The 19686-nt window shown below is 48.0% G+C and carries 19 protein-coding genes; 14 read left to right on the top strand and 5 right to left on the bottom strand.

The features are described 5' to 3' along the window. The first annotated feature begins 215 nt into the window (after window positions 1–215). The 12 genes from Q1A23_RS12530 (at window position 216) to Q1A23_RS12475 (ending at window position 10679) form a co-directional block, all read left to right on the top strand. On the top strand, window positions 216–830 hold the full coding sequence (locus Q1A23_RS12530) for a hypothetical protein (RefSeq protein ID WP_299823850.1): 615 nt from the start codon (window positions 216–218) through the stop codon (window positions 828–830). Then, entirely contained in the window at window positions 827–1291 is a 465-nt protein-coding gene (locus Q1A23_RS12525; protein WP_299823849.1) for a nitrous oxide reductase accessory protein NosL, read from the top strand. Before Q1A23_RS12530 ends, Q1A23_RS12525 begins: the two co-directional genes overlap by 4 nt. Beyond that, a complete protein-coding gene (locus Q1A23_RS12520; RefSeq protein WP_299823847.1) occupies window positions 1275–2570 on the top strand; it encodes a nitrous oxide reductase family maturation protein NosD in 1296 nt (431 codons plus the stop codon). The genes Q1A23_RS12525 and Q1A23_RS12520 overlap by 17 nt, the downstream gene beginning before the upstream one ends. Then, window positions 2533–3240 (top strand): ABC transporter ATP-binding protein, encoded by a 708-nt coding sequence (locus tag Q1A23_RS12515; RefSeq protein ID WP_299823846.1) that lies wholly within the window; start codon window positions 2533–2535, stop codon window positions 3238–3240. The genes Q1A23_RS12520 and Q1A23_RS12515 overlap by 38 nt, the downstream gene beginning before the upstream one ends. A gap of 3 nt (window positions 3241–3243) precedes the next feature. Beyond that, window positions 3244–4011, top strand: a complete 768-nt coding sequence (locus tag Q1A23_RS12510) for an ABC transporter permease subunit (protein WP_299823844.1) — start codon at window positions 3244–3246, stop codon at window positions 4009–4011. 205 nt (window positions 4012–4216) lie between these two features. Next, complete coding sequence (locus tag Q1A23_RS12505; protein WP_299823842.1) at window positions 4217–4762, top strand: cytochrome c; 546 nt, start codon at window positions 4217–4219, stop codon at window positions 4760–4762. A 21-nt stretch (window positions 4763–4783) separates the two neighbouring features. Next, complete coding sequence (gene nosZ, locus Q1A23_RS12500; protein ID WP_299823840.1) at window positions 4784–6823, top strand: Sec-dependent nitrous-oxide reductase; 2040 nt, start codon at window positions 4784–4786, stop codon at window positions 6821–6823. Window positions 6824–6908: 85 nt separating this feature from the next. Beyond that, window positions 6909–7502, top strand: a complete 594-nt coding sequence (locus Q1A23_RS12495; protein WP_299823838.1) for a hypothetical protein — start codon at window positions 6909–6911, stop codon at window positions 7500–7502. Between the two features lie 2 nt (window positions 7503–7504). Further along, a complete protein-coding gene (locus tag Q1A23_RS12490; RefSeq protein WP_299823836.1) occupies window positions 7505–7966 on the top strand; it encodes a nitrous oxide reductase accessory protein NosL in 462 nt (153 codons plus the stop codon). Continuing rightward, window positions 7944–9260: a nitrous oxide reductase family maturation protein NosD gene (locus tag Q1A23_RS12485; protein WP_299823834.1), complete on the top strand. Its 1317-nt coding sequence runs from the start codon at window positions 7944–7946 to the stop codon at window positions 9258–9260. Before Q1A23_RS12490 ends, Q1A23_RS12485 begins: the two co-directional genes overlap by 23 nt. After that, window positions 9205–9915 carry an ABC transporter ATP-binding protein gene (locus tag Q1A23_RS12480; protein WP_299823833.1) on the top strand — a complete coding sequence of 237 codons (711 nt, stop codon included), beginning with the start codon at window positions 9205–9207 and terminating at the stop codon, window positions 9913–9915. Before Q1A23_RS12485 ends, Q1A23_RS12480 begins: the two co-directional genes overlap by 56 nt. Continuing rightward, window positions 9912–10679 carry an ABC transporter permease subunit gene (locus tag Q1A23_RS12475; protein WP_299823831.1) on the top strand — a complete coding sequence of 256 codons (768 nt, stop codon included), beginning with the start codon at window positions 9912–9914 and terminating at the stop codon, window positions 10677–10679. Before Q1A23_RS12480 ends, Q1A23_RS12475 begins: the two co-directional genes overlap by 4 nt. Window positions 10680–10747: 68 nt before the next feature. Here the strand turns inward: Q1A23_RS12475 and Q1A23_RS12470 are convergent, their stop codons facing one another. From Q1A23_RS12470 to Q1A23_RS12460, 3 genes are all read right to left on the bottom strand, one after another. Then, on the bottom strand, window positions 10748–10987 hold the full coding sequence (locus Q1A23_RS12470; RefSeq protein ID WP_299823829.1) for a hypothetical protein: 240 nt from the start codon (window positions 10985–10987) through the stop codon (window positions 10748–10750). 98 nt (window positions 10988–11085) lie between these two features. After that, entirely contained in the window at window positions 11086–11520 is a 435-nt protein-coding gene (locus Q1A23_RS12465) for a 6-carboxytetrahydropterin synthase (protein ID WP_299824386.1), read from the bottom strand. A 26-nt stretch (window positions 11521–11546) separates the two neighbouring features. Then, entirely contained in the window at window positions 11547–13358 is a 1812-nt protein-coding gene (locus tag Q1A23_RS12460; RefSeq protein WP_299823827.1) for a hypothetical protein, read from the bottom strand. Window positions 13359–13563: 205 nt separating this feature from the next. Here Q1A23_RS12460 and Q1A23_RS12455 point away from each other — a divergent pair, with 205 nt between their 5' ends. Together Q1A23_RS12455 and Q1A23_RS12450 are read left to right on the top strand one after the other, a co-directional pair. Further along, window positions 13564–14196 carry a thioredoxin family protein gene (locus Q1A23_RS12455; protein ID WP_299823825.1) on the top strand — a complete coding sequence of 211 codons (633 nt, stop codon included), beginning with the start codon at window positions 13564–13566 and terminating at the stop codon, window positions 14194–14196. 33 nt (window positions 14197–14229) lie between these two features. Beyond that, window positions 14230–15528 (top strand): hypothetical protein, encoded by a 1299-nt coding sequence (locus tag Q1A23_RS12450; RefSeq protein ID WP_299823823.1) that lies wholly within the window; start codon window positions 14230–14232, stop codon window positions 15526–15528. A 22-nt stretch (window positions 15529–15550) separates the two neighbouring features. Here Q1A23_RS12450 and Q1A23_RS12445 read toward each other — a convergent pair whose 3' ends face one another. After that, a complete protein-coding gene (locus Q1A23_RS12445; protein WP_299823821.1) occupies window positions 15551–15946 on the bottom strand; it encodes a group III truncated hemoglobin in 396 nt (131 codons plus the stop codon). A 304-nt stretch (window positions 15947–16250) separates the two neighbouring features. Next, a complete protein-coding gene (locus tag Q1A23_RS12440; RefSeq protein WP_299823819.1) occupies window positions 16251–19529 on the bottom strand; it encodes a vitamin B12-dependent ribonucleotide reductase in 3279 nt (1092 codons plus the stop codon). Window positions 19530–19686: the final 157 nt, after the last annotated feature.

Genomic DNA, 19686 nt, shown 5'->3' with positions numbered 1-19686 from the left:
CTCTAACCGGGTAAATCAGCGGAGGTTGCCCAGGTAACCTCCGCTGATCTTTTTTAACACGTTGCGAAACATACTTCAGCTGAAGAAGAAATCATCCAAAGGTCTCGAATGGATTGGAAGGGATCAGGGTGATAAGTAACTGAAGACAAGCCGGTAGAACTGTAGAACCCTTTTACCTCGCAACCAAATTTCTGTTCACCTTAAATTTTAGAAGGATGAAAACTTATCAAAAAATGCTGATGATTGTGGCAGCTTTATCTTTAGGCTTGTTGTTTATGTACCCGATGTGGATGATACAACTGCAGGCCCCACAATACCCTGAAGGATTGGAACTGCACATTTGGGTTAATAAACTCGGAGGCAGCACAGAAGGTGTACTTCAAAACTTTAATATCCTGAACCACTACATCGGTATGGAGCCGATACACGCTGACTCTTTTGCCGAGCTCAGGTTTATGCCTTACATCGTGGTTGCCTTTATGGTAACTGGTGTGCTGGTGGCGTTGATCGGTAAAAGAAAACTGGTGCTTGCCTGGACTGTACTGCTCATGCTGAGCGGGGCAGCTGGTATCCTCGACTTCTATTTATGGCTGGTTAAATTCGGCACTAACCTTGATCCGATGGCCGCCATCAAAGTGCCGGGAATGACCTATATACCGCCGCTTTTAGGTAGCAAGACTATGCTTAATTTCGATGCGCTTTCTTTACCTGCATTGGGCAGCCTGGGCATTTTTCTGGCGATAACTTTTTCAGGTTTGGTATACTTCTTTAGCCTGAAAGACCAGGTAAGCAAACCGATCATTAAGCAAAAAGAGGTGCTTGTATCATGAAAAACGTGAAAGTATACTTGTATGGCCTGGTGCTGGCAACGCTACTTTTAGCAGGTTGCCAGGCAGAGCCGAAGCCAATTGCTTATGGCGCCGCCAATTGCACGCATTGCAACATGACAGTAGCAGATAACCGCTTCGGTGCCGAACTGGTGAACAGCAAAGGGAAAGCCTTTTTCTTTGACTCCGCTGAATGTTTGATGGCTTATGTTAATGAGCAACCCGAGCAAGGCGACAACGCTTCCTTTTTAATGGTGACAGATTTTACCAGACCCAATGAGTTAATAGATGCACGCAGCGCGAAGTATCTACAAGCCAAAGCGCTTCCGAGCCCGATGGGCATGTACTTAACCGCAGTAGCCGATCAGGGCGCTGCAGCTAAAATGCAACAGGAGTATGGCGGCCGCCTGCTAACCTGGAGCGAGGCGGTTAAAGCCGTTAAAAACGATGAAAGACCTGAATAAACTATATTATATTTTTTGCACTTTGGTGCTGCTGCTGTCGGGAAATGTAGCCTTCGGCAGTACACTTAAGGTGTGTAAATCCTGTGCTTATACTTCGGTTAAACAGGCGGTAAAAATGGCTAAGCCAGGCGATACCGTCCTGATCGAGAAGGGTGTATACCAGGAGCATGGGATTGAAATAGATAAACCGCTAACCATACAAGGAAGCGACAACCCGGTTATAGACGGAAACTACAAAGGCCAGATTTTAACAGTTCTGGCAAGCAACGTAACCATACAAGGGCTTACGCTGAAAAACATAGCTACCAGCTACCGCCAGGACGATGCCGCTATACGCGTAGTGGAGCAAAGCAACGTCCGCATCCTGAACAATACGATCCTGAATACCTACTTTGGCATTTACCTGCAAAACTCTGACAACTGCGTGATAAAGGGAAATGTTGTCTCAGGCAAAAACGTAACCGGCTTAAACGAGTCGTCGTTGGGTAACGCCATACATCTGTGGTATTGCAACAACGCAGAGATCAGCAACAACAAAGTACGAGGACACCGCGACGGCATATACCTGGAGTTTGTGAAAGACAGCGAGGTAAATAACAACCTGAGCCGGCACAACCTGCGTTACGGCCTGCACTTCATGTTCTCTGACCGCAACGTGTATACCTACAATACTTTCACCAAAAACGGAGCTGGTGTGGCGGTTATGTACACCCGAGACATCCGTATGGAGCACAACACTTTTGAAGATAACTGGGGTGCTGCCTCTTATGGTTTGCTTTTAAAAGAGATTACCAACAGCGTAATTTATAACAATACCTTTCGCCGCAACACCACCGCTATTTACATGGAAAGCTCTAGCAGGCTGGATATACAGCGTAACGACTTTGACCGCAACGGCTGGGCGGTAAGGTTGCTGAGCAGCTGCTCCGACGATGTGTTTAAACTGAACAACTTTACGGGTAACTCATTTGATGTAAGCACTAATGGCAACTCTACCTTGAACAAGTTTGAGAACAACTACTGGGATAAGTATAGCGGCTATGATCTGGATAAAGATAAGCTGGGCGATGTACCTTACCGGCCTGTAAGTTTGTATTCGATGCTGGTGGAGCGCGTGCCGCCTTCGGTTATGTTTATGCGCAGCTTTATGGTAGACCTGCTTGATAATATGGAGAAGGTGCTGCCAAGCTTTATCCCTGAAAACCTGGTTGATGAACAGCCTTTAATGAAGAAAATAGAGCATGATAACGATAGAAAACTTACGCAAGTCTTACGGTAGGCTGCAAGTGCTGAAAGACATAAACGTCAGCTTTGAAGCTGGCAAAGTTGTATCTGTCATCGGGCCGAACGGCTCCGGCAAAACCACCATGAGCAAGTGCATACTTGGCATGGCCCTGCCTGATGGCGGCGACATCAGGATAAACGGGGAAAGTATACTTGGACAACACGCTTACCGCAGCCAGATCGGCTATATGCCGCAGATTGGAAAGTACCCTGAAAACATGAAAATCCGGCAGGTTATCGAAATGATCCGGGACATCCGCAAAGATGTGAAAGAGGTGGACGAAGAACTGGTCGGGCTGTATGGCTTACAGGCAATGTATGAGAAACGCATGGGCTCACTATCAGGAGGCACAAAACAAAAAGTGAGCGCTGCACTAGCGTTCATGTTTAACCCGCAAATACTTATACTCGACGAGCCCACCGCTGGTCTTGATCCCATCTCTGCAGAAATACTTAAGTGCAAGATTCTCAAAGAAAAGAAAAGGGGTAAGCTTATACTTATCACTTCGCACATCATGAGCGAGATCGAAGAAATAGCAGATGAGGTAATGTGCCTGGTAGATGGCAATGTGAAATTTCATGACACTATCCAGGACATTAAAGCGCAGGCAAACGAAGACCGTTTAAGCCGTGCAATTGCCAAAGTTATGAATGAGGAGGACTAGGCCATGAACAAGATCATCAAGTACGTATTTTACGACATCATCCGAAACAAAATAGTACTGGCTTATACGTTGTTTCTGCTGTTGCTTTCCATCGGTTTGTTTAACCTGGGCGGCAGCCCTGATAAAGCTATACTTAGCCTGCTGAACCTGGTGCTGCTGACGGTGCCGCTGATAAGCATTGTGTTTGCGACCACGCATTTTTACAACTCTTATGAGTTTATGGAGCTGCTGGTGGCGCAGCCCATCAACCGCAAAAAGATCTTTATGAGTGAGTTTCTGGGTGTGGCCTGCTCGCTTTCAGGGGCATTTATACTTGGCGTGGGTTTGCCAGTGCTGCTGTTCGGGGTAAGTATAACAGGCTTATACTTAGTTTTTACAGGCGTGTTTATCACGTTTATATTTGTGGCCATGGCCTTCCTGGCATCTGTTATCACCCGAGATAAAGCAAAGGGAATCGGAATAGCTTTGCTGCTGTGGTTTTACTTTGCCTTGATTTACGACGGCATTGTGCTGTTTATACTTTACACCTTTGCAGATTATCCACTAGAGAGTGCAACACTTGCGCTCACAGCCTTAAACCCAATTGACCTGGGCCGTATTATTGTGCTACTTAACCTGGATGTGTCGGCGTTGATGGGCTATACCGGTGCTTTGTACAAAAGTATACTTGGTAGTTTGTGGGGCATAGGCCTGGCTTTTGCGCTGCTGTTTTTGTGGGTAATAGTGCCTTTTATTAGTTCGAGCAGGATCTTCTCCAAGAGAGATTTGTAAATATAACAGTACCTGTAGCGGCAGTATTTGATGAAGTGTTTTTGTGTTTTGAAAGCGCAGCGCGTTATGCTCTGCGCTTTTTCTATTTTAAGGCTTTGGCCATGCAGAAGACCACATGGCAGGGTGCAAATTAAACCGTAAAGGGAGGGAAGCGTACAATCGACTAAGATTGTTTAAAACACCTAACAAAAAAAAGGCCCACATTATGAAAAAAAGAACTCTCGCATTAAACAAAATACTATTCGGCCAGCTGCTGAAGCCCATGCGTTTTGGTATGGTGGCATTGCTTTGTGGCTCCATACTTATGAGTTGCTCTTCGGGTGATGGTGAAAACCAGAGTACCGAGGCACAAGAGGAACCAGGCTTAGCGCAACAGTCTTCTAACGAACCAGCAGAGGATGATGGCAAAGGAATCGGACCTGTGTCTTCGATAGAAGTTAGCGCTGAAATTGATGATGCGCTTGCTGCAGAGGGCAAGTCCATTTTTGAAAGTAAGTGCTCTGCCTGCCATCAGCTTACAGACCAGAAAGTAGTAGGCCCAGGCCTGTTAGGAGTAACCGAAAAACGCAAGCCAGAGTGGATCATGAACATGGTGATCAACCCGGAGGAGATGACCAAAAAAGACCCCACCGCCAAGAAGCTGCTAGCCGAACACTTAACACAAATGACCAACCAGGATATCGCAGAAAAAGATGCCCGTGCTATACTTGAGTTCTTAAGGCTAAACGACCTGCAAGCACAAGGGAAGTAACTTAAACTAAACCCCGGAAACATGAAAGCACTTAACCAAAGATTAAACAGCATAGCACCCCGGCTTAGCATACTGGCGGTTTTGCTGGCTGGTATAATACTTCAAGGATGCGGCGGCTCTGAGGATACAAATGCAAAAAATGAATCGATAGCAGAAAATGCTGCTGAGGCCGTTTATGTGCCACCTGGAGAGCATGACGAGTTATACTCCTTCCTCTCGGGCGGGTTTAATGGCCAGGTATCTGTATATGGCATACCATCGGGCAGGCTGCTAAAGGTAATACCGGTGTTCTCGCAATTCCCGGAGAACGGCTACGGCTACAACGAAGAAACAAAACCAATGCTGATGACATCGCATGGTTTCGTGCCCTGGGACGACCTGCACCACCCGAAACTGTCGCGTGCCGATGGTATGGCCGATGGCCGCTGGCTATTTGTGAACGGGAACAACACACCGCGTGTGGCTAGAGTTGACTTGCGCACTTTCGAGACAGTCGAGATCATGGAAATACCGAATTCTGCCGGTAACCACTGCTCGCCGTACCCAACCAATAACAACGAGTACATTATTGCCGGTACGCGTTTTTCTGTTCCGTTGGATACAAAAGCAGGGGGTATCGCTGACGAAAGTATTTCGGAGTACAAAGACAAGTTCCGTGGCTCCATCTCTTTTATCAAAGTAGACAAAGAGCATGGCGATATGGAGCTTGATTTCCAGGTGCTGGTGCCGGGTTTTGACTACGACTTGGCGAACGGTGGCAAAGGCCCGTCCGGTGACTGGGTGTTTTTTACAACCTACAACACCGAGAAGTCGGCTACCCTGAAAGAACTTGGCGCGTCGCAAAAAGACAGGGACTACCTGGCCGCTATCAACTGGAAAGTGGCTGCCAAGTATGCCGCAGAAGGCAAGGCACGCGAAATGCCAGCTAACTACTACCACAACAAGAGAGACCACAACACGCATAAAGCTACCTCTACCGTTAAAAAAACAGTTCGCTACCTGCTGCCTGAAGAGTGCCCGGGCATGATGTATTTGATTCCGGCACCTAAATCGCCGCACGGCATCGACGTAGACCCATCCGGTGAGTACATGGTAGTGAACGGTAAGCTGGCTTCATCACTTCCGGTATTCTCTTTCTCTAAAATGCAGGATGCTATTAAGGTTAAGCAATTTGATGGTGAAGAGAGCGGCATTCCGGTGCTGAAGTATGAAGCCGTACTGGCTGCCGAAGTGAAAGAGCCCGGCTTAGGACCATTGCATACTGAGTTTGACGGTAAAGGAAATGCCTACTCTACTATGTTTGTGTCGTCGGAAGTAGTGAAGTGGAGTCTGAAAGACTTTCAGGTAAAAGACAGAATTCCGGTATACTATTCGCCTGGTCACCTGATGATTCCGGGGGGCGATACAAGAGAGCCCTATGGGAAGTACCTGGTAGTGATGAACAAGGTAACAAAAGACCGTTACCTGCCAACCGGACCAGAATTACTTCACTCGGCGCAACTGATAGATATTAGCGGAGAAAAGATGAAACTGCTGCTGGATTTTCCGACGCTGGCCGAGCCGCATTACGCGCAGGGTATACCGGCTAATCTGGTAGCGGAGAATAGTGTGAAGTTTTATAAGCTGAACGAGAACCAACACCCCGAAGCAGTTAAATCTGAGAAGGACGTAAGTGTGACACGGCAGGGCAAAACCGTGAAGGTGAACATGACATCCATCCGAAGCCACTTTGCACCAGATAACATTGAGGGTGTGCAGGTTGGCGATACGGTGGTCTTCCATGTAACAAACCTGGAGCAGGACTGGGATGTACCGCACGGCTTTGCGGTAATGGGAGCCAACAACGCCGAAACCCTGATTATGCCGGGTGCCACCCAAACCCTGAAGTGGGTACCAAAGAAGGAAGGCATTTATCCATTCTACTGTACAGACTTCTGCTCGGCGCTGCACCAGGAAATGCAAGGTTACGTGCGGGTATCGCCGCGAGGATCCAACGTGCCGATCAAGTTTAACCTCGGTGAGCCTAAACCGGCACCACCGGCCCAGGCTGGTATGGACTAGTAGTGCTCTGATCGGGCAGGACAGCGGAGTTTGTATAAGCAGGCTCCGTTGTTCTTTTATACTTTTCACCTGAAACCATAGAAGTATGAAAACCTCGAGTAAAATTCTGATGATAATGGCCGCTCTATCCCCTGGATTGCTGTTTCTGTTTCCGATGTGGAAGATTTACCTGACAGCACCGCAGTATCCGGAAGGCCTGGAAATGCATATCTGGGTAAACAAAATCACAGGCGATACAGAAGGTGCGCTCCAGAATTTCAATATCCTGAACCATTACATTGGGATGGAAGCGATACATGCCGAGTCGTTCACAGAGCTCAAGGTGATGCCCTACATTGTGGTTTTTTTCATGGTATCCGGTGTAGTTCTGGCCTTAATTGGTAAGCGGAAACTTATACTTTACTGGGCCGGGCTTTTGATGCTGGGCGGTGCTGTAGGCGTTCTGGATTTTTACCTGTGGCTGGTCCGGTTCGGAACCCATTTAGACCCTACTGCCCCGATCAAGATACCGGGCATGACCTACATACCACCCTTACTAGGCAGAAAACAGTTACTTAATTTCGATGCGCTTTCCTTGCCATCAACAGGTAGCATTGGCATCTTACTCGCCCTTATTTTTGCAGGCATCGCCTATTACCTGAGTCATAAAAAGAAAACACAAACAAACGCTTTAACCTGATCATGAAACTGCTAAAAAGCATTGCAACCCTTACCTTTCTTGCTGTCCTGAGTGCATGCTCCGTTGAGCCCAAACCCATTCCGTACGGAGAAGCCAATTGTACCCATTGCAACATGACCGTTTCTGATAACCGCTTTGGTGCCGAACTTGTAAACGACAAAGGCAAACCATTTTACTTTGATGCGGCAGAATGCCTGGCGGCTTACCTTGTGAAACAGCCGGAACTACAGCAGAGTGCTTCATTTGTAATGGTGACAGATTACACAAATCCCGGGAATTTGGTAGATGCCAAAAATGCGCATTTTCTGCAAAGTGAAGCGATACAAAGCCCGATGGGGATGAACTTAACTGCTTTTGCGGACGAACTTACAGCCAAACAAATGGAGCAGGAGCACGGCGGACGTATACTAACCTGGGACCAGGTGCAATCAGCGGTTAAAAATGATACTAAGTTTCAAAGATAAAGTCTTAAGTATACTTTCTTTTCTTATCCTGTTCACAAGTGGGCAACCGGCTTTAGGAGATACCCTGAAAGTATGCAAAAGCTGTAGCTATACTTCGGTAAAGCTGGCAGTGCAGCAAGCAAAAGCAGGCGATGTGGTGCTGGTGGAAGGCGGCAGTTACCAGGAATCAGGTATAGAAATAAACAAGCCACTCCGCCTGATCGGGAAAGGCAAACCGGTAATAGACGGCAACAACACAGGCCAGATTATCACAGTTTTGGCTGATGACGTAACCATTGAAGGATTTACGCTGCAAAACATTGCCACCAGCTATACCCGCGACGATGCGGCCATACGGGTAATTGAGCGGAATAACATCCGCATCCTGAACAACACCATCCTGAACACCTACTTTGGCATTTATCTGCAGAACTCAAACAACATTACGGTAAAAGGAAATGTGGTGAAAGGAGAGAATACCGGTAAAACTGAGTCGGCGCTGGGCAATGCCATACATGTATACTATACTGATAATGTAGCGATAACGAATAATATAGTTCAGGGCCACCGCGACGGTATTTACCTGGAAGTGGTGAAAAACACGAAAGTGCACCGCAACACCAGCCAATATAACCAGCGTTACGGCCTGCACTTTATGTTCTCTGACGGGAACACCTATACGTACAACATCTTCCGAAACAACGGTGCCGGAGTTGCTGTGATGTATACTGATAATGTGCGGATGGAGCACAACACTTTTGAAGACAACTGGGGAGCAGCCTCTTATGGTTTGCTTTTAAAGGACATCCGCAACAGCGTGATTTACAACAATACGTTCCGGCGCAATACCACCGGTATCCACATGGAAAGCTCCAGCCGCCTGGATATTAAAAGCAATAACTTTGAGCGCAACGGCTGGGCAATAAAACTGATGACAACCTGCATCGAAGACACCTTCCGGCTGAACAACTTTACCGGTAACTCTTTTGATGTGAGCACCAATGGTAAAAGCCAGCTGAACCATTTTGAGCATAACTACTGGGAAAAGTATAGCGGCTACGATCTGGACAAGGACCAGGTAGGAGATGTGCCGTACCGCCCGGTTAGTTTGTTCTCGATGCTGGTGGAAAAGGTGCCGCCATCGGTTATGTTTATGCGCAGCTTTATGGTAGACCTGCTTGATAATATGGAGAAGGTGCTGCCAAGCATTATCCCGGAGAACCTGGTGGATGAAAAACCCTTAATGAAGAGAATAGAGCATGATAACGATAGAAAACTTACACAAGTCCTACGGCAAACTGCAGGTACTCCGTGACGTGAGCGTTGCGTTTGACAAGGGGAAAGTTGTGTCCATTATCGGGCCGAACGGGGCAGGCAAAACCACCATGAGCAAATGCATACTTGGCATGGTGCTGCCCGACCAGGGCGATATCAGAATGAACGGCGAAAGTGTACTGAAAAAGTATGTCTACCGTAGTCAGATTGGGTATATGCCACAGATTGGAAAGTACCCGGAAAATATGAAAGTGCGCCAGGTAATCGAGATGATCCGGGACATTCGTAAAAACGCTTCCATAGATGATGAACTGATCGGCTTGTACCGCTTAGAAGAAATGTATGAAAAGCGCATGGGAGCCCTGTCGGGTGGTAACCGGCAAAAAGTAAGTGCCGCCCTGGCCTTCCTGTTCGACCCGCAGGTGCTGATACTCGACGAGCCCACCGCTGGGCTGGATCCGATAGCCGCTGAGATCCTGAAGGGAAAGATCCTCAAAGAAAAGAAAAAGGGCAAGCTGATTCTGATCACATCGCATGTGATGAGTGAGATAGAGGAAGTGGCTGAAGAAGTACTTTGCATGGTAGATGGCAGCATTAAATTTTACGAAACCATTGCCAACCTGAAAATGCGCACCCAGGAAGATCGCCTGAGTCGTGCTGTTGCTAAAATCATGAACGGAGGAAATACCCCATGAACAAGATCATCAAATACGTACTCCTGGACATCATCAAAAGCAAGATTGTTATTGCTTATACGTTGTTTCTGCTGTTGCTTTCTATCGGTTTGTTTAACCTGGGCGGCAGCCCTGATAAGGGCATACTTAGCCTGCTGAACCTGGTGCTGCTGACGGTGCCGCTGATAAGCATTGTGTTTGCGACCACGCATTTTTACAACTCCTATGAGTTTATGGAGTTGCTGGTGGCGCAGCCCATCAACCGCAAAAAGATTTTTATGAGTGAGTACCTGGGTGTGGCTTTCTCTCTTTCGGCTGCATTTCTGGTAGGGGTGGGCGTGCCTGTTATTATTTTCAGTACGGGGCTTACCGGTTTATACTTAGTGCTTACAGGGGTTTTCATCACGTTCATTTTTGTTGCCATGGCTTTTCTGGCATCGGTCAGCACCCGCGATAAGGCAAAAGGCATAGGCATTGCTTTGCTGCTATGGTTCTACTTTGCCTTGATTTACGACGGCATTGTACTGTTTATACTTTACGCCTTCGGTGATTACCCTTTGGAGTACGCTACTTTAGTAATGACAGCCTTAAACCCAATTGATTTGGGCCGTATTATTGTGCTGCTGAACCTGGATGTGTCGGCGTTGATGGGCTATACCGGGGCTTTGTACAAGAGCATCTTTGGGAGTGTGTGGGGAGTTGCTGCAGCTTTTGGACTGCTGTTGCTATGGGCGCTTATACCAGTTTGGAGCTCCAGAAGAATATTCTCCAGAAGAGATTTGTAGTTGCCGTATGGCAGGTGAGTTAAAACAGCGTGAGCGCAAAAAATACCTTTTGCGCTCACGCTGCTAGTTTAAAATCCTTCCTGCCCTTTTTTAAGAGATTCTGTTGTGGTAACAGTATCTACATCAAAGACTTCATTCGAGTCTGATTCAAATTCTAGCTGCGGGTTTCTTTGCGAACCAGATCCAATCTCCACTTCATCCGATACGGTGGCATCGCTTTCAGTTGCGTTAGGCTCTCGTTCGGTATTGGTGTTGTCACCGCAGGCAAATGCAAAAACCCCGAGAAGTATGACAAGTAACTTTTTCATAGTTGAAGCGCATTATTGAATTATAAAAAACGAGCTAAACCTGAGTAAGTTACAAGAAATGCCGCCAGGGCATTGTACCGTACTTTACGCAAAGTATGTCACAATGCATCCGCCTCATCCGAAGCATACCATTCCGCAAACGAGTGCTGCGTTTCCCAAAGCTTTAGGCTGTGCAAACCAACTTTTTCAGGCAACACATGTCGCAGTCTTGCTTTAAAATCCAGGAGCATGTTTTCGCACGTAGGCTGGTAAGGCGTCAGCAGCAGTTTATGGTTTAGTTTGTGCAATGTACTTATCAGTTCCGGTGCACTATCAGCGCGTAAAAAAAGCGAATGGTCCACTTCATCAAGTATAACTTTCTGCACCAGTTGCTTTAAATCACCAAAGTCCAGGACCATGCCATTTTTCGGGTGTGCTTCTTCTGCCAGGGGCTCTCCGATTATAGTTACCTGCAGCCTGTACGAGTGCCCGTGTATGTTCCGGCAGGCCCCGTCGTAGCCTTGCAGGGCATGGGCCGCCTCAAACGTAAACAGCCGGGTTAGCCTTATTTAGTCATTGCTTATACAACTGCTTTCTGTAGTCTTGCCAGCATCAATTGGTCTTCGGCCTCCAGCAGTTCATCGAGCATGATCACCTGGCGCTCCAGCTCATCCTTAAAAATGGCAGGCAGTTGCTTTTTATAGTATTGTATGCCCTCCTGCAGGTTATCCCAGAAATTCTGCAGGTATTTGTACTGCTTATCCGTTAAAGTATCGAGTTGTTCCTCCTTCTTTTTCTTCCAGTAATCAATGTACATTTTCAGCTCGTTCACAAACATGTGCGGGCGGTACGTATTGTTCAGGGCGTTAAAGCGTCCGTAAATATGGTCTACCATCTCCTGCAGTTTAAACACACCCGAAAAGTAGGCAAGGTTAGGGCCAGGGCAGATAGAGATTGCTTTGGTGGCCGCCTTTTTGCTGATGTTGTAGAGCTGTACCGCTGAGTTGGCTAAACCTTCGCACAAACACTCTTTTGCGAGTATTTTAGCTTCCTCGGCAAAGTATGTGATGGTGTCGAGTTGCTGTGCCTGCAGTTGCTCCAGCTTGCGGCGCTGGTATTTGCGGGATGCTGTGCAAATGGGCTCATCTGTAAACTCTGTGTTTGATACCAGGTGCTTTTTGATGCATGGGCTACCCGGCTTGCCTTTATCGGCACGTTCCTTTTTTAGGAGCTCATTGGATGTGTTGCGCAGCGAGTTAAACGGAACACCTAGCGGCGAAATAGGGCTCAAGTATAAATCCTCGGCTTTGGCTGCGGCCAGTTGCTGTAGTGTTGGCTCATCTACTGTTGTGGCTTCAGGCACAAGTAAAAACGGTGTGCCCCAACCGGTAGCGTCAGCGCCATAGTGCTCCAGCAAAAAATTATGCTCTTCTGCGGTACCGATACCACCTTGCACGGTAAGCCTTTGTTCCGGCGCCTGCACCGGAACCGGTACCCCTTTGGCAGCAAGTGCTGTACTAAACAAAGTATAAAGTTCGAGACGCAAGGCCTCACGGTTCTGCTTAAATTCTTCCAGTATCGGGCCTATCAAATACCCGTCGGTGGCAAAGGCGTGCCCACCGCAGTTCAAGCCAGACTCAATCCGGAACTCCGACACCCAGATTCCTTTTTTTGCCAATATCTTACCCTGCACCATAGCAGAGCGGTAGTCGCTTACTTTTATGGTAACTTTCTTATTAAACAAGCCGGTTGCATTAGGGTAAAAGCACGGGAAGTTTTCCAGGTAGCTGTACAAGCGCATGTTCATGCCAGCCGAGAAAACAACCGACGAGCGTACGGTGCTGTTGGCAAAGCCACGCAAGGCAGCCAGGGCATCAGCGTATTCCTGTGGCAGCGCCTCACCGCTTTTGGTGTAGTTGGTCCTGTCCAGTTTGGTCATGATGTTCACGTCTATACTTCCGGGCACCATGGCATTGCACAATTCTTCCTGCAGGTGCTGTTTCCAGAAAGGATCTGCTGTCTCTTTCATCTCCAGGTACTTTTCCCGCAGCAGCGACTGCTCCGGGAGCATTTCAAAGTATTTCGTCAGGTCAGATTCCGGTGTAAAGTCCTGTTGCTGCACCTCGGCCATTTGCTGCTTTACCAACTCATCCAGCAAGTTTAAGTATGCTGTTACGCGCTTGGCACGGTAATCTTCTTCCTTCTCCGGTATCGGGCTAAATGTTTTGCTATAAACCTGGCTATAATGCTGTCGCATTTGCTCCAGCAGGCTATCGTCGCTAAGCGATACAACAGAGGATATTCCGAAGCGCGCTACTTTAAGCGGCGAATCGATGGAGAAGGAGAGACCCATAACGGGTATGTGGAAGGTGTGCGTTGTAGCTTGTGGCATTTGGCTTGTGTGTTACTTAAATGTTTTAGAAACTGTTTCTGGAAGCTTCGCCTGAAAAAGGAGCAGCAGGAGCAAAGCCTTTAAAGTGTGCACAAGGTACAGCAAGCGCAAAACCTGCTAAATGAGTAGCGTCAGCACTATATATGACATCTGTCATTTTATGGTGCAGTAGACTGCGTTAAATTTGTATATACAAGTATGAAATATGAATACCTTGATTGAGAATAGCCCGGAATTAGTGAACCCGCTTACCTACGAAGCCTACAAAAAACTGGTAGAGGAGCTGGTAGCGCAAGAAAAAACCTCTGGTGATGAACAGACAGCGCAGAAGATTGCTTTTACAAAGCTGAACCTGCAGCGGATGAAGCGCGTGGAGAAACAGTTTATCATACAACCTGAACTAAAGGCATTACTAGTGCAAAACCAGGTAAACTGGAAGTGGCTGGTTTTGGTAGAGGCCTGGTGCGGCGACGGTGCGCAACTGCTTCCGGCTATGGCAGCTATTGCCGAAGAGGTTCCTGCTGTTGAGCTAACTGTTTTGCTTCGCGATGAAAACCCTGGGTTGATGAACACCTGTCTAAGCAACGGCAGCCGTTCTATTCCTAAGTTAATTTGTGTGGATGCAGAAACAGGAGAGCGTTTATTTACCTGGGGATCACGCCCTAAAGCCATCCAGGAGCAGGTTGTGGCGCTTAAGGCTGCAAACCCTGCCATCAGCCACGACGAGCTGGTACAGCAGGTGCAACTGTGGTATGCTAAAGACCGCAGCCAGGCTTTGCAACAAGACCTGCTGGAACTAGTACAAGAAGCATTGGCTAAAACTGCAGCAGCGGTTTAACCCGACTTTTATACTTTAGTACCGGCTTATACTTTGGATATCAACGCAAAAAGAAACTGGTTGCTGGTGGCGCTACTCAATTTGGTTGTAGTAGCGCTGCTGGGGCTTTTGCTGCGTTGGATGTTTGTGTCGCCGGTGGCAGGTATAAATTACAAATACCTGTTGCATGCACACTCGCATGTGGCGCTGTTGGGATGGCTATACCCTGCCTTATTTGTCTCCTTACTAGTCGCTTTTTTACCCCCTGGCTTACAGGACAAGAAGACCTATGCATGGCAGTTCTGGCTATCGCAGGGGGCGGTACTGGGAATGTTGCTGAGTTTTCCGGTGCAGGGCTATGCAGCCGTTTCCATCACATTCTCTACTCTGCATATTTTATTTAGCTACTGGTTTGTTTACCGTTTTTTAAAAGATGCCAGGCAAGCAAAATTGAGCCAGGGAAAACACCGCTTGTCTTTTCAGTTTGTGAAGGGAGCGCTGTTCTTTCTGGTGCTTTCCTCTTTTGGTCCCTGGGCAATGGGGCCTATCATGGCGCTGGGGCACAGCGGTGGACAGTTATACTATAACGCCATCTATTTTTACCTGCATTTCCAGTACAACGGTTGGTTTACTTTTGGGGTACTAGGGTTGGTTTTCTGGTTGCTGGAGCATCATAACATCAGCTTTAGCCTAAAGTATGGGCAGTTGTTTTTTAAGGTGATGTGCTGGGCTTGCCTGCCTGCTTACCTGTTGTCTGTGCTCTGGATAAAGCCTGATGCGTGGGTTTACTGGCTTGGGGGGCTGGCAGCCTTGGCGCAGGTAGGGGCACTTGTATTACTGGCGGCTATCTTATGGCCTTTACGCAGGCAGGTGTATACTTTGTTTGGTAACTGGAGCCGAAGTATACTTCTGTTGGCAACGCTGGCTTTTATACTTAAAACGCTGATGCAGTTCTCTACTACTTTCCCATACATGGCTGATCTGGCTTACAGGTTGCGCTTCTTCATTATCGGGTATCTGCACCTGGTGCTTATCGGGTTTGTGAGCTTTTTTATACTTGCCTTTTTTGCGCAGCGGGGTTGGCTAAGCTTTAAAAGTACTATGAGCAGGTGGGGGATAGGCCTGTTTATACTTGGCTTTGTCTCCAGCGAAGCGTTGCTGTTTCTGCAGGGCATCTTGTTCTGGGCAAGTGTTGGCGCAATACCAAACTACAATGAGCTGCTGTTCGGAGTAAGTATACTTTTACCGCTGGGAATCTTGCTATTTTTTGTGCCGCAGGTAAGATATCATGCTCTTGATGTTTCTAAAATGCGGCAGCGCCCCGTTAAGAGCAGAAGTTCTGCTTCTAAATAAATTTAACCTTGCCTCGCAGCAGCTACAGTATTGTCCTGTTTTTGTTTTTTTTGTAGTACTCAATTTTAGAGTGGAACATTTCGGCCATTCGCTCTGCCCGCCATTTTGCTTCGGCTGCTTTTTCGCCGGTAAACAATTCGTCTATGGTTTGGTAGAAAATATGCAGCCACCTTTCAAAATGCGCTTCGTCTACAGGTAAAGTAATGTGCTTGCTGCCCGGGCTGCCCTGGTAAGTTAACTCTCCTAACAATACAGTTTGCCAGAAGCGGTACATAATATCCAGGTGCCTGGCCCAGTTCTCCTGTATCCGCTCTTCAAAAACCGGCCCCAACAACTCGTCTGCTCTTACTCTTGTGTAAAAAGTATCAACAAGCTGCTTGATGTCGTCTAAATGTATGATCTCTCTGTTTTGTGTCATGGTACAAGTTTACGCTTTTTGTGTAAGTCAATTAGGGTTAATAAAGAATAAGTCAGTAGCTCCGGGTCCACCCCCTGGCCCCTTCTTGTCTAAGGCGGGTAATTCTGGTATTACGAAAGCTTAAGTATAAGCTCTGTGGTTTATGCTTAACCTCCCTTCAACCAAGATCCTTACAGGATGACGAAAAAGGAAGGCTTTAACGGGGGTGATAGCGGTTAAAGCAGTAAGTAAAATTCCCCTCCCTAGAAGAGGGCAGGGGACGGAGCTGTAAACTAATCAATTCAACCCCAATTCATCTGCGGCCTTAACTACAGCCCAGGCTATTGCCGCAGTTCAGGCATTTGTAGCAGGTGCCGGAGCGTATAGTAATGTGGCCGCAGACGTTGCAGATCGGAGCATCGCCCATCATGTTAGCCAGTACCTGCTGCGTTTGTTCCATCAGCAGCGTCCGGCTTTGCGCTACCACCTTATACATACTACCATTTGGCGACGGAGTAAGTTCAGTAGCAGGTTCCTCAGCAGCGGGTGCAACAGGTTCCTTTTTTATGATCTCAGGCTCTTGCTGGTGCACATGTACCAGGTCGGTTCTGCCAAGGTACTCGTAGCCCAGCAACCTGAAAAGGTAATCAAAAACAGAGGTAGTTGATTTAATGTTTGGATGCTCTACACGGCCAGCCGGCTCGAAGCGGGTAAAAGTGAAGCGGTTTACAAACTCATCCAAAGGCACGCCATACTGCAACCCCAGCGATACGGAAATAGCGAAGCAATTAAGTATAGATCGGAAAGAGGCACCTTCTTTATACATATCTATAAATACCTCGCCCAACGCGCCATCGGCGTACTCGCCGGTTCTGATATATACTGTGTGGCCGTCAATTTTTGCTTTCTGGGTAAAGCCGTTGCGCTTGTCTGGCAGTTTGCGGCGATCTACCATGGCGGTTAATTGCTGCCGGAAGGCCTTGTTGTTTTCGTCGGCAAGTATGGCTTTGGCTGCCTGTAGTACCTGCTCTGCGGTTGTGCTTTCAACTTTATTTTCAGGGGATGTTTCCTCTTTTTCGGAAGTGCTGCCAGAGCTAAGCGGCTGGGATAACTTGCTTCCGTCGCGGTAAAGCGAGCAGGCTTTTAGCCCTAGTTCCCAGGACAGTTCGTAGCAGCGCGCCACTTCGGCAACTGTGGTCTCGTTTGGCAGGTTAATGGTTTTAGAGATGGCCCCCGAAATAAAAGGCTGTACTGCCGCCATCATGTGAATGTGTCCGTCGGCAGGTATAAAACGTTTGCCTTTGCTGCCGCAGCGGTTGGCACAGTCAAATACAGCGTAGTGCTCCTGTTTTAAGTAAGGTGCGCCTTCCACGGTCATGGTACCGCACACGTAATCGCCTGCTTCTTCCAGTTGTTTGGCCGTGAAACCAATCGCACGGAGTAAGTTAAATGCTGGTTGCTGATACTGCGCAGCCGTAATGCCTAATCGTTGCAAACAAGCTTCTCCTAGTGTATAAACTGAGAATAAAGACGTTAGATCATAAGCAGTAGGCAGCGCGTTTTCAAGTATAGCCATATCCTCATCCGTAAAGCCAAACGCCTGTAGCTTGTCTGGGTTCAGGTGCGGGCAACCGTGCAGCGTAGCATGGCCTTTGGCATAGTTTACAATGGCCTGTACCTCTTCCGGAGTATATCCCAGTTTTTGCAGCGCCAAAGGTATAGATTGGTTTATGATCTTGAAATAACCTCCTCCGGACAGCTTTTTATACTTTACAAGCGCAAAGTCAGGTTCTACCCCGGTGGTGTCGCAGTCCATTAACAAGCCGATGGTGCCGGTTGGGGCAATCACAGAGGCCTGGGCATTGCGATAGCCATACCTTTCGCCGAGTTCTATAGCTTGCTCCCATGCCTGGCAGGCAGCCTGGTGCAGGTAGTCCGGGCAATGTGCAGGGTCTAAGGCTTTTGGTTTGATAGACAGGCTATCATACTTTTCCGGCGTATTTTGTGCAGCATAGCTGTGGTTACGAATCACGCTTAGCATGGCCTCTTTATTAAGTTCATACTTTGGGAAAGCACCTAATGCCGCCGCCATTTCTGCGGATGTTTTGTAAGCAGCCCCCGTCATAATAGCGGTTAAGGCAGCGGCCATACTTCTGGCTTCTTCACTATCGTATGGCAGACCCTGTATCATCAGTAAAGCCCCCAGGTTGGCATACCCTAAGCCGATGGTGCGGTAGTCGTAAGAGCGTTGCGCTACGGCCGATGAAGGAAACTGCGCCATCTGCACCGAAATATCCAGCACAATCGTCCAGAGGCGGCAAGCGTGTTCGTAAGCGGTGACGTTAAAGCGCTGCTTTTCTGTGTCGTAGAATTTTGTCAGGTTTAACGAGGCAAGGTTGCAGGCCGTGTTGTCCAGGAACATGTATTCGGAGCAGGGATTGGATGCCCTGATCGGCCCTTCGGCGGGGCAGGTGTGCCACTCGTTAATGGTGGTGTCAAATTGTAAGCCCGGGTCGGCACAAGCCCAGGCTGCGTCTGCAATGTCCTGCCACAACTCCTGTGCCGGTATTGATGTTAGGGCTCTCCCGTCGGTACGTGCTTTCAGTTGCCAATTGGTGTTTTGGTGCAGCGCCTTAAAAAAGCTGTTAGGCACCCGCACCGAGTTGTTTGAGTTTTGGCCTGATACCGTTTGGTAAGCTTCCCCGTTGTAATCTGCGCTATAACCGGCTGCAATCAGAGCTGCTACTTTCTTTTCCTCGTCTTTTTTCCAGTTGATAAATTCCCTGATCTCGGGGTGGTCCAGGTCGAGGCAAACCATTTTGGCTGCTCGCCTCGTGGTGCCTCCGGATTTTATCGCGCCCGCCGATCGGTCGCCTATCTTCAGGAACGACATCAACCCCGATGAGGTGCCTCCGCCGCCCAGCACTTCGTCTTTGCCGCGTATGTTCGAGAAGTTGGTGCCCACGCCAGAGCCATACTTAAAGATACGCGCCTCCTGCACCCACAAATCCATAATACCGCCCTGGTTTACCAAATCATCTTCCACGGCAAGTATAAAACAGGCATGTGGCTGCGGCCGCTCATACGCCGACTCCGACTGCTGCACTTTGCCGGTGGCGGGGTTTACGTAGTAGTGCCCCTGTGCTTTGCCTTTTAAGCCATACGACTCATGCAAACCCGTATTAAACCATTGCGGCGAGTTAGGTGCTGCATACTGGCCCAGCAGCATGTATACCAGTTCGTCGTAAAAGGCTTGGGCATCGGCTTCCGTTTTAAAGTAATCATACTCCTCTCCCCATACTTTCCAGCAATTTGCCAGCCTGTGCACTACCTGTTTTACAGATGTTTCGGGGCCGGTGCATCCGTCTGGTTGCGGTACGCCGGCTTTGCGCAGGTACTTCTGCGCCAGAATATCCGCCGCAATCTGCGACCAGGCAGCAGGTACCTCCACATCTTTTATCTCGGCTACCACCTCGCCGGTTGGTGTTCTGATGGTAGAGGAGCGGAGCTCGTAGCTAAACTGCTCGTAAGGCGACTGCTTCTCTGTCGTGAATTTTCTTTGTATGGATAAACCGGTGGGACGGGCTGTAGTGGTTTTTTTCATGTAAAAGCGCACGTTTTAAAGTATGGTTCGAGATAGAAGATAAGATGCCAAAAGTGCTATATAGCATTCGCTTAAAGAATGACGAAGATCATTTTAATAGAAGACTTAAGTATCTTTTATTCTGAAATGCCTGCTGTACTTTTGTAATGGTGATTGA

It is taken from the genome of uncultured Pontibacter sp., from assembly GCF_947492645.1.
GTDB lineage: Bacteria > Bacteroidota > Bacteroidia > Cytophagales > Hymenobacteraceae > Pontibacter.
This window is presented reverse-complemented; position numbering and strand designations above follow the sequence as displayed.

Bases quoted from the DNA above. Each gene is read 5' to 3' on its own strand.
- Q1A23_RS12440 (WP_299823819.1), bottom strand. From the start codon at position 19,529: ATGAAAAAAACCACTACAGCCCGTCCCACCGGTTTATCCATACAAAGA.
- Q1A23_RS12495 (WP_299823838.1), top strand. From the start codon at position 6,909: ATGAAAACCTCGAGTAAAATTCTGATGATAATGGCCGCTCTATCCCCT.
- Q1A23_RS12515 (WP_299823846.1), top strand. From the start codon at position 2,533: ATGATAACGATAGAAAACTTACGCAAGTCTTACGGTAGGCTGCAAGTG.
- Q1A23_RS12445 (WP_299823821.1), bottom strand. From the start codon at position 15,946: ATGACACAAAACAGAGAGATCATACATTTAGACGACATCAAGCAGCTT.
- Q1A23_RS12485 (WP_299823834.1), top strand. From the start codon at position 7,944: ATGATACTAAGTTTCAAAGATAAAGTCTTAAGTATACTTTCTTTTCTT.
- Q1A23_RS12490 (WP_299823836.1), top strand. From the start codon at position 7,505: ATGAAACTGCTAAAAAGCATTGCAACCCTTACCTTTCTTGCTGTCCTG.
- Q1A23_RS12460 (WP_299823827.1), bottom strand. From the start codon at position 13,358: ATGCCACAAGCTACAACGCACACCTTCCACATACCCGTTATGGGTCTC.
- Q1A23_RS12510 (WP_299823844.1), top strand. From the start codon at position 3,244: ATGAACAAGATCATCAAGTACGTATTTTACGACATCATCCGAAACAAA.
- Q1A23_RS12455 (WP_299823825.1), top strand. From the start codon at position 13,564: ATGAATACCTTGATTGAGAATAGCCCGGAATTAGTGAACCCGCTTACC.
- Q1A23_RS12480 (WP_299823833.1), top strand. From the start codon at position 9,205: ATGATAACGATAGAAAACTTACACAAGTCCTACGGCAAACTGCAGGTA.
- nosZ (WP_299823840.1), top strand. From the start codon at position 4,784: ATGAAAGCACTTAACCAAAGATTAAACAGCATAGCACCCCGGCTTAGC.
- Q1A23_RS12525 (WP_299823849.1), top strand. From the start codon at position 827: ATGAAAAACGTGAAAGTATACTTGTATGGCCTGGTGCTGGCAACGCTA.
- Q1A23_RS12470 (WP_299823829.1), bottom strand. From the start codon at position 10,987: ATGAAAAAGTTACTTGTCATACTTCTCGGGGTTTTTGCATTTGCCTGC.
- Q1A23_RS12505 (WP_299823842.1), top strand. From the start codon at position 4,217: ATGAAAAAAAGAACTCTCGCATTAAACAAAATACTATTCGGCCAGCTG.
- Q1A23_RS12475 (WP_299823831.1), top strand. From the start codon at position 9,912: ATGAACAAGATCATCAAATACGTACTCCTGGACATCATCAAAAGCAAG.
- Q1A23_RS12530 (WP_299823850.1), top strand. From the start codon at position 216: ATGAAAACTTATCAAAAAATGCTGATGATTGTGGCAGCTTTATCTTTA.
- Q1A23_RS12520 (WP_299823847.1), top strand. From the start codon at position 1,275: ATGAAAGACCTGAATAAACTATATTATATTTTTTGCACTTTGGTGCTG.